The organism is Anaerococcus vaginalis ATCC 51170 (assembly GCF_000163295.1).
GTDB classification, from domain to species: domain Bacteria; phylum Bacillota; class Clostridia; order Tissierellales; family Peptoniphilaceae; genus Anaerococcus; species Anaerococcus vaginalis.
On record NZ_GG700527.1, the window covers coordinates 632,155 to 641,699 of the forward strand.

Below are 9,545 nucleotides of genomic sequence, written 5' to 3' on the forward strand. Positions count from 1 at the left end.
ACCAAAAAAAGAAGGTTTTATTTTTGATGGCTGGTATAAGGATAAAGAATTAAAAGAAAAAATCACTCAAGTAAAACTTACAAAAGATATGACAGTTTATGCTAAATGGATTGCAAAAATACCTCCTGTTGTAACTGAAGAATTTACAATTACAATAGATCCTAACGGAGGAAATTGGAATGGCGATACAAAAGCAAAAGTTATGAAAATTAAAAAAGGAGATTATATCACACTTCCACAAGCACCTAGCAAAAAAGGTTATACATTTTTGTATTGGAAAGGTTCAAACTACAAACCAGGCGATAAATATAAAGTAGAGAAAGATCATACTTTTGTAGCTCAATGGAAAAAGAATGAAATAAAAATTAATACAAACAATAATTCAAAAACAAAAGCAAAAAATTCTCCAAAAACAGGAGTTAATTCAATTGCTTTTATAAGTGTAATACTAATACTTATTTCAAGTCTAGGACTTTTTGTAATAGGAAAAAAACAAAAAATAAATAAATAATTATTTAAAAATAACAAAAAATTTTGGAGATAGGATGAAAATTCTATCTCCTTTTTTTGTTTATTTTATTGACAAAAATATTTTTTATAATTCTTGAAATCAAATCAAAACTTAGTATAGTAAGATTAAGGTCAAAGATGGTCAGAAATTGATGGAGGTTTTATGAAATATCAAGATTATTACGAAATATTAGGTGTAGATAAAAAAGCTAACGCTGAAGAGATTAAGAAAGCTTATAGAAAGCTTGCAAAAAAATACCACCCTGACCTTCATCCTGATGATAAAGAAGCCAGCAAAAAATTTGCAAAAATAAATGAAGCTTACGAAGTTTTGTCTGATGAAAATAAGAGAAAACAATACGATATGTTTGGACAAAGTGGAAACTTTAGTCAAGGTCAAAATTTTGACCCATCTCAATATGGTTTTTCAGATATATTTTCAAATTTTGGAGCTGGAAACGGATCTTATACCTACACAAGTAGTACAGGAGGATCCTCTGGATTTTCAGATTTTTTTGAAACTTTGTTTGGTGGAGGAAGAGCATCTTCAAGAACTTCTTCAACAAATTTTGGAGGATTCGGTTCAAGCTTTAAAAATGGTTTTAGCAAAAATAAAAAATCAAAAATTAAAGCCAAGGTTAATATATCACTAGATGAAGCAATGAGTGGCGTATCTAGAACGCTAAAAATTAAAGATAAAGAAACAAATTCTATTAAAGAAATAAATATAAATGTTCCAAGTGGAATGACAAGTGGAAAAAAATTAAAAATTGATGGTTCAAAATATAATTTGAATGCTGATATTTATGTGACAGTAGAAATTGAGGAAGATTCAACTTACAGGCTTGATGGGCTTGATATTATTAAAAAGGAAAGAATTTCTCCTTGGGATGCCTATTTTGGCGAAAAAATTACTGTCGACAGTCCAAATGGAAAATTTAAAATAAATATTCCAGAAAAAATTGAAGCTGGAAACAAAATTAGGATTAAGGGTAAGGGATATAAGGATTTAAAAGGAAAAATTGGAGATCTTTATATAGAAATTCTTATCGATAATCCAAAAAATTTAAGTGAAGATCAAATTGACCTATATAAAAAATTAAAGGAAATAAATTAGGGGGATATGATTATGGATTTTAACAAATTTACTCAAAAATCAACAGAAGCTATTAATGAAGCAAGTCAATTAGCAATCAAAAATGCCAACCCAGAAGTTGGCATCATCCACCTAGCTTACGCTTTGATAGAAGATTCAGATTCTTTCGTAAGCCAAGTTTTGTCTAATATGGACTTGTACAAAAAAGTACTTAACAAGATGGAAGAAAAAATGGAAAATTTGCCAAGCCAATCAGGTTCAGCAAATATTTATCCAAATACAATTTTTCAAAGAGTTTTATTAAAAAGTGAAGATTGTGCAAAGAAAATGGGAGATTCTTTTATCTCAACAGAGCACATTTTCTTAACTATTTTAAATGAAAATACTGAATTAAGCGATTATTTTAAGGAGATTGGTTTAAGCGCTAAAAATTTCTCAAATGAGCTTAAAAAGGTCAGAAAAGGTCAAAAAATTACTAACGATAATCCAGAAGAAACAAACAATCCTTTGGAAAAATATGGTAGAAATTTGACAAAAGAAGCAAGAGAAGGAAAAATCGATCCAGTTATTGGACGTGATAGTGAAATTAGAAATTGCCAAAGAATTCTTTCAAGAAGAAAGAAAAATAATCCTGTTTTAATTGGTAAACCAGGTGTTGGTAAAACTGCAATTGTCGAAGGTCTTGCTCAAAGAATTGTAAATAAAGATGTGCCAGAACCACTTCAAGGAAGAACAATTTTTGCTCTTGATATGGCAAGCTTAGTTGCAGGTGCAAAATACAGGGGACAATTTGAAGAAAGATTAAAGTCAGTTATTGATGAAGTGAAAAAATCTGATGGACAAATAATTATGTTTATCGACGAGCTTCACACAATAGTTGGAGCTGGTAAAACAGAAGGTTCAATGGACGCTTCAAATATAATGAAACCAATGCTTGCGCGTGGAGAGATAAAAGTAATTGGTGCAACAACTTTAAATGAATATAGAGAAAATATTGAAAAAGATGGAGCCCTTGAAAGAAGATTCCAAAAAGTTTTGGTAGATGAGCCAAGTGTAGAAGATACAATTTCAATCCTAAGGGGAATTAAGGATAAATATGAAATTTATCATGGAATTAGAATTCAAGACCAAGCAGTAATTGCGGCGGCAGAGCTTTCAAATAGATATATAACTGATAGATTTTTGCCAGATAAGGCAATAGATTTGATGGATGAAGCTTGTGCAACTGTAAGAACTGAAATTGATACAATGCCAGAATATTTGGATGAAGAAAAAAGAAGAATTTTACAAGTCCAAATTGAAATTGCAGCTCTTAAAAAAGAAGATGATGAAAAAAGTAAGAAAAGATTAGAATCATTAGAAAAAGAATTGGCAGATGCTAATGAAAGATACAAGGCTGATTTTAATAAATGGAAAAGCCAAAAAGATTCAATAAATTCTGTAAAAGATATAAAAGAAGAAATTGACAAGGTAAAAGTTGAAATCGAAAAAGCTGAGAGAAATTACGATTTTGAAAAATTATCTGAGCTTAAATATGGAAAACTTACAGAACTTGAAAATAAATTAAAAGAAAAAGAAAAGGACCAAGAAAATAATTCTTCTATAAAAGAAGAAGTTACTGATGAAGACATTGCTGATGTTGTTTCAAATTGGACAAATATTCCAGTAAATAAACTTGTAGAAAGTGAAAGAAGTAAAATTTTGGGACTTGCTGACAAGTTGCACGAAAGAGTTATTGGCCAAGATGAAGCGGTTGATAGCGTATCAGATTCAATAATCAGGGCAAGATCTGGACTAAAAGATATAAATAAACCAATCGGTTCATTTATTTTCCTTGGACCAACAGGAGTTGGTAAAACTGAACTTGCAAAATCACTTGCAGAAGCTATGTTTGATAGCGAAAAAAATATGATTAGGATTGATATGTCAGAATATATGGAAAAATATTCTGTATCAAGATTAATCGGTGCAGCTCCTGGTTATGTTGGCTATGAAGAAGGCGGTCAATTGACAGAAGCTGTAAGACGCAATCCTTATTCAGTAATTTTGTTTGATGAAATTGAAAAAGCTCATCCTGATGTTTTTAATATTTTACTACAAGTTTTGGATGACGGAAGACTTACAGATAGTCAAGGAAGAACTGTTAATTTTAAAAATACAATTATAATTATGACATCAAATATTGGTTCAACTTATTTGATAGATGGACTAAAAGAAGATGGAAGTATTGATGAAGAAAACAGAAAACTTGTCGATTCATCTTTAAGAAATTCTTTTAAACCAGAATTTTTAAATAGAATTGATGATATTGTAATGTTTAAACCATTAACATCAGATCAAATATATAAAATTATTGATTTACAAATTGCAGATATTTCAAAAAGACTTGAAAGTCGTGAAATTACAATTGAACTTAGCAAGAAAGCTCACGAATATATTTTAGATAAATCCTACGACGTTGAATATGGTGCAAGACCAATCAAGAGATTCTTGCAAGCAAATATTGAAACAAATCTAGGAAGAAAAATTATCGAAGGAAATATTATGGAAGGCGATCATGTCATAATAGATTTAGATAAAAATAATGAATTAGAATATCAAGTTAAAAATTAAGAATAAATATAAAAAGAGAAAATTTCTTTTTGAGATTTTCTCTTTTTATTTTGTTTAAATTAGCAGAAAAAATATTTTTTTAAATAAAATTTTCAATTATATTTATTCAACGAAGTATTTGAAAGCCCAATAAATTTTAAAAAATATGCAGGCAAAAAAACCTAAAACACACAAGATATTGTGGCTCTTGTTTTAATATATCTATATATGGTATACTATAAGAGTATTAAAAAAGGAGTGCAAAATGGTTAAAGTTGTTAAAAGAAATGGTCAAAAGGTGGATTTTGACAAAGAAAAAATAAAAATAGCTATAGAAAAAGCTATGAATTCTCCAAATGGTGTTTATATAGAAAATCAAGCAGAAAAAATAGCAGATGAAATTGAAAAAAGAGCAGAAAATAAAAGAGAAATTTCAATTTATCAAATCGAAGATCAAGTTTATTATAAATTAATCGATAAAAAAAATCCTGCAACAGCAAAATCATACGAGGCTTATAGGTCAGTCCATGCTTATAAAAGAGAAGCAAATACAACAGATGATGATATAATAGGTCTACTTGAAAGAACAAATATTGATGTAATGGATGAAAATTCCAACAAAAATCCATTGATTGCATCAACCCAAAGAGATTTGATAGCAGGAGAAGTATCAAAAGATTTGGCAAAAAGAAAATTAATTGACGCAGACCTTGTAGAAGCTCACGAAGATGGAGCAATACATATCCACGATCTTGATTATTTGATTCAACCAATTTTTAATTGCTGTTTGGTAAATATGAAAGATATGTTAGATAATGGAACAGTTATAAATGGAAAGACAATTGAAACGCCCAAATCTTTTCAAGTAGCTTGTAATGTTATGACTCAAATTATTGCCCAAATTGCCTCAAACCAATACGGTGGACAATCGATAAATATTTCATGTCTTTCAAAATATTTGGAAGTTTCCTATAATAAAAATTATAAGTTAGCAAAAGAAATTTTATCAAATGAAGATGAGATAAAGGCAATGTCTAAAAAATTAACTCAAAGAGATTTGGAATCTGGAATTCAAACAATCCAATACCAAATCAATACTCTTATGACATCAAACGGTCAAGCACCTTTTGTGACTTTGTTTATGCACACAGACGAAAATGATCCATACTTGGACCAAACTGTAAGAATAATTGAAGAAATTTTAAAACAAAGATTACAAGGAATAAAAAACGAAGCGGGAGTTTATGTAACACCAGCTTTCCCAAAATTAATCTATGTTTTGGATGAAAATAATATAAAAAAAGAAAGCAAATATTACTACCTAACAGAATTATCTATAAAATGTACGGCAAAAAGAATGTATCCTGATTACATTTCAGCCAAAAAAATGAGAGAAAATTACGAAGGAAATGTATTTTCTCCAATGGGATGCAGGGCATTTTTGCCACCATACAAGGATGAAAATGGAAATTATAAATTTGATGGCAGATTTAATATAGGAGTTTGCACAATCAATCTCCCACAAATTGGAATTCTTGCAAAAAATGATGAAGAAAAATTCTTTGAAATTTTAAATAAGAGAATGGACCTTGTAAAAAGAGTTGGAATTTTAAGATATGAACATTTAAAAAACGTAACAAGCGATTCATCTCCAATTCATTTCCAACACGGAGCAATAGCAAGACTTAAACCTCATGAAAGAATAGAACCACTTTTAAAAAATGCTTACGCAACAGTTACAATTGGATATATTGGAATTTATGAAGCAAGCAAACTTGTAAAAGGTGTAAGTCATACAAGTAAAGAGGGAAAAGAATTTGCCCTTAAAATAATGAATTTATTAAATGAAAAAAAACAAGAATGGATAAAAGAAACAGGCCTTCAATTTGCAGTTTATGGAACGCCAGCAGAAAATCTTACAAATAGGTTCGCCTCAATAGATAGAAAAAGATTCGGAGAAATTAAAGATGTAACCGACAAGGGTTATTACACAAATTCTTTCCATGTTGATGTAAGAGAAAATATATCAGCTTTTGAAAAATTTGATTTTGAATCAGAATTTCAAGACCTATCATCAGGAGGATGTATTTCCTATGTAGAAATTCCAAATATGGCAAACAATTTAAAAGCTCTTGGAACAATCGTTGAATATATTTATAACCATATCCAATACGCAGAATTTAATACAAAATCCGATTATTGTGCAGAATGCGGTTATGATGGAGAAATGCTTTTAAATGACGATAACGAATGGTATTGTCCACAATGTGGCAATAAAGATAGGTCAAAACTTACAGTTGTAAGAAGAACTTGTGGATATTTGGGAGAAAATTTCTGGAACGAAGGAAGAACAAAAGAAATAAAGGCAAGAGTTTTGCATATATAATAAAAAGTCTACGGTAGTAGACTTTTTTTATGGAGGATTTATGAGATACGGGCAAATTAGAAAATATGATGTGGCAAATGGGCCGGGGATTAGGACTTCCTTTTTTGTCACAGGCTGTCATGCAAATTGCAAAAATTGTTTTAATAAAGAATATATGGATCCAAATTTTGGAAATTTGTGGACAGATAAACAAACTCAAGAGATAATTACCTATTTAAAAAAAGATGAGATAGAAGGTCTTACTATTTTGGGAGGAGAGCCTTTCGAATCGACAGAAGATTTGATTAAAATTGTAAAAAAAATTAGGGGAGAATCAGACAAGTCGATTTGGATTTTTTCGGGATTTTTGTATGAAATTTTAGTAAATATTGAAAATGCAAAAAAACTTTTATCTATGTGCGATGTATTGGTCGATGGACTTTTTGTTGAAGAATTAAAAGATTTGAGATTGAAATTTAAAGGCTCATCAAATCAAAGAACAATTGATATACAAAAATCTCTAGAAAATAAAAAAGTAATTCTTCTAGATGGGTATAATTAGAATAGAAATAAAATTTAGGAGGATTAAATGGAACTTAATAAAAAGAGAAAAGGAGTAGGTGGAATAGTTATAGCAATAATTGCAGTGATTGCTCTTGCTATAATTGTTTTAATACCTTCATATAACGGACTTGTAAAACAAAAAGAACAACTTGACGAATCCTATGCACAAGTTCAAAATGTTGTTCAAAGAAGAGCAGACTTGATTCCAAATCTTGTAAGCACAGTTAAAGGATATTCAAAACACGAAAAAGATACATTAACAGAAGTTACCAACGCAAGATCAGGAATACAAAACGCAAAAGGACCAAAAGAATTGGCTGAGGCAAATGAACAAATGTCTCAAGCTATAAGAAGTATCAATGTAGTTGCTGAGGCTTATCCAGATTTAAAAGCTGACAAGCAATTTACTCAACTAATGGATGAGCTTGCTGGAACAGAAAATAGAATTTCAGTAGAAAGAAAAAATTATAATGCAGAAGTAAAAGCATACAATACAAAAGTTAAATCATTTCCAACAAGTATTTTTGCAAAAATGATGGGATTTGATAAGGCAGAATATTTTGAAGCTGATGCATCAGCCCAAGATGCCCCAAAAGTGAATTTCGGTAGCTAGGTAGATTATGAGAAAAAGAAAGAATATAATAGTAACTATTTTATTTGCCTTTATTCTTCTTTTTCTACCTCAAAAATCTTTTGCAGATGATTTGCCACAATCGCCAAATACTTATTACTATGACGAACTCAATTTAATAAACCAAGAAACCAAAGACCATCTTACAAAAGTAAACAAAGAACTTGAACAAAAAACAGGAGCTCAAGTAATTTATGTTTCCCTAAAAGATGTAGAGGATCAGCCAATGCAAGTTGGAACAGATCTTTTAAATAAATGGAAAATTGGAGATAAAGAAAAAAATAATGGAGTTTTGATTTTAATCTCCCAAAGAAAAGGTCAGGATAAAAAAGATATTTCAATTATAACAGGTTATGGAATAGAGGGAAGATTAAATGATGGTAAAGTTGGAAGAATAATCGATGAATATATGCTAGATTATATGAGAGATGGAGATTTTTCCAAAGGAATTACAGAAGGATTCAATGCGATTGTTTCACAAATTGCAGAAGAATATCAAGTAGAATTGACTGGCGATTATGACGAATATGCTGATAGGCTAAGAGAAGATAAAGACGATGAAATAGATTTAAGAACTTTAATAATAATATTTATAATATTTATGATATTCTCAAGATTTTTTGTAAGCCGAGGAGGTTTTAGAAACGGAGGATATGGTGGCTTCGGAGGATTTTCAGGCGGATCTTTTGGAGGATTTTCTGGAAGCTCTGGAGGATTTTCTGGAGGAGGTTTCTCTGGTGGAGGAGGCTCATCTGGTGGCGGCGGAGCTAGCAGAGGAATATAAAATAAGTAAGCAAATAGAAAACTATTTGCTTATTTTTTTGCAAATTTTTAATAATTTTAAAATTTTTAAATTTAAAATATCTAATTATTTTATTTCTTAATAAAATTCTTATACTTTAAATATTTTTACTTGACTTTATATATATATATAATGGTGACATACAAATAATATTAAGGAGTGTAATATGAAAAATAATAAAAAATTAGTGATGGGTTCAGTCATCGCTCTAGCACTATCAGTAGGTGTTATAGCACCTAATTTAACAAAAGCAGAAGAAGCTGCTTTGGAAACAAGTAAGTTAGAAATAAAAAATGAAGCTAACAATCAAATTAAAAAAGATGTACAAGCTGAGTTGAAAAAAGATGATACTAAAGAAGCTACAGAAAACAAAGCTGATAAAGAAGATATTGGAAAAATATTAGAAAAAAAAGATGATAAAAAAGAAGAAATTAAACCTGCTAATATTGCAAAAGTTAAAAAATTAGCACCTGTAACTCTAACTAATAATAAAAATGACGCTAAAGAATTGCAAAAAGCTAAAGAATCAGCAAAGGCTAATATTAACGCTGCAGATTTAAGTGATTTTCAAAAAGCTCATTTTACACAAAAAGTAGACAATGCAACTACAAAAGAAGAAGCAAAACAATATCAAATAGAAGCACAAGACTTAGCTACTTATATAAGTGAAGTAAAATTTAGCTTACCAGATCTAAAAGAAGGTCAAGATATAAACGAAATTATAAACTCATTCAACAAAGCTCTTGATAAAGCACAAGTTGATAAAGTTAAAAAATCAGTAGTAGATCCTGAAGGATTCAAAGAAGATCAAGAATTAGAAAATTTAAAAGCACAAACAAAAGAAGAAATCGATAAATTAGATTTAAGTCAAGTACAAAAAGATCATTTCAAATCATTAGTAGATGAAGCAAAAGATAAAAATGCAGTAAATAAAGTAAAAGAAGATGCTAAAGAATTATTAGATGCAATAATTGATGCAAAATTT

General features: G+C 29.5%; 8 protein-coding genes. All 8 read left to right on the forward strand.

Annotation, left to right across the window (positions count from 1 at the left end; genetic code table 11):
• Positions 1-511: InlB B-repeat-containing protein (locus tag HMPREF0078_RS02995; RefSeq protein ID WP_155811430.1), on the forward strand; the 511-nt coding region annotated here is incomplete at its 5' end.
• 162 nt (positions 512-673) lie between these two features.
• The gene (locus tag HMPREF0078_RS03000; RefSeq protein ID WP_004838615.1) at positions 674-1,627 is read left to right on the forward strand and encodes a DnaJ C-terminal domain-containing protein; all 954 of its coding nucleotides are present in this window, start codon (positions 674-676) and stop codon (positions 1,625-1,627) included.
• A 12-nt stretch (positions 1,628-1,639) separates the two neighbouring features.
• Positions 1,640-4,219 carry an ATP-dependent chaperone ClpB gene (clpB, locus tag HMPREF0078_RS03005; RefSeq protein ID WP_004838616.1) on the forward strand — a complete coding sequence of 860 codons (2,580 nt, stop codon included), beginning with the start codon at positions 1,640-1,642 and terminating at the stop codon, positions 4,217-4,219.
• A 244-nt stretch (positions 4,220-4,463) separates the two neighbouring features.
• On the forward strand, positions 4,464-6,584 hold the full coding sequence (gene nrdD, locus HMPREF0078_RS03010; protein WP_004838617.1) for an anaerobic ribonucleoside-triphosphate reductase: 2,121 nt from the start codon (positions 4,464-4,466) through the stop codon (positions 6,582-6,584).
• Between the two features lie 40 nt (positions 6,585-6,624).
• Complete coding sequence (gene nrdG / locus HMPREF0078_RS03015) at positions 6,625-7,125, forward strand: anaerobic ribonucleoside-triphosphate reductase activating protein (protein ID WP_004838618.1); 501 nt, start codon at positions 6,625-6,627, stop codon at positions 7,123-7,125.
• Between the two features lie 27 nt (positions 7,126-7,152).
• On the forward strand, positions 7,153-7,740 hold the full coding sequence (locus tag HMPREF0078_RS03020) for a LemA family protein (RefSeq protein WP_004838619.1): 588 nt from the start codon (positions 7,153-7,155) through the stop codon (positions 7,738-7,740).
• 7 nt (positions 7,741-7,747) lie between these two features.
• A complete protein-coding gene (locus HMPREF0078_RS03025) occupies positions 7,748-8,542 on the forward strand; it encodes a TPM domain-containing protein (RefSeq protein WP_004838620.1) in 795 nt (264 codons plus the stop codon).
• Between the two features lie 184 nt (positions 8,543-8,726).
• A partial coding sequence (locus tag HMPREF0078_RS09175; protein WP_004838622.1) for a GA module-containing protein occupies positions 8,727-9,545 on the forward strand: 819 nt, incomplete at its 3' end.

Bases quoted from the DNA above. Each gene is read 5' to 3' on its own strand.
- clpB (WP_004838616.1), top strand. From the start codon at position 1,640: ATGGATTTTAACAAATTTACTCAAAAATCAACAGAAGCTATTAATGAA.
- nrdG (WP_004838618.1), top strand. From the start codon at position 6,625: ATGAGATACGGGCAAATTAGAAAATATGATGTGGCAAATGGGCCGGGG.
- HMPREF0078_RS03000 (WP_004838615.1), top strand. From the start codon at position 674: ATGAAATATCAAGATTATTACGAAATATTAGGTGTAGATAAAAAAGCT.
- HMPREF0078_RS03025 (WP_004838620.1), top strand. From the start codon at position 7,748: ATGAGAAAAAGAAAGAATATAATAGTAACTATTTTATTTGCCTTTATT.
- HMPREF0078_RS03020 (WP_004838619.1), top strand. From the start codon at position 7,153: ATGGAACTTAATAAAAAGAGAAAAGGAGTAGGTGGAATAGTTATAGCA.
- nrdD (WP_004838617.1), top strand. From the start codon at position 4,464: ATGGTTAAAGTTGTTAAAAGAAATGGTCAAAAGGTGGATTTTGACAAA.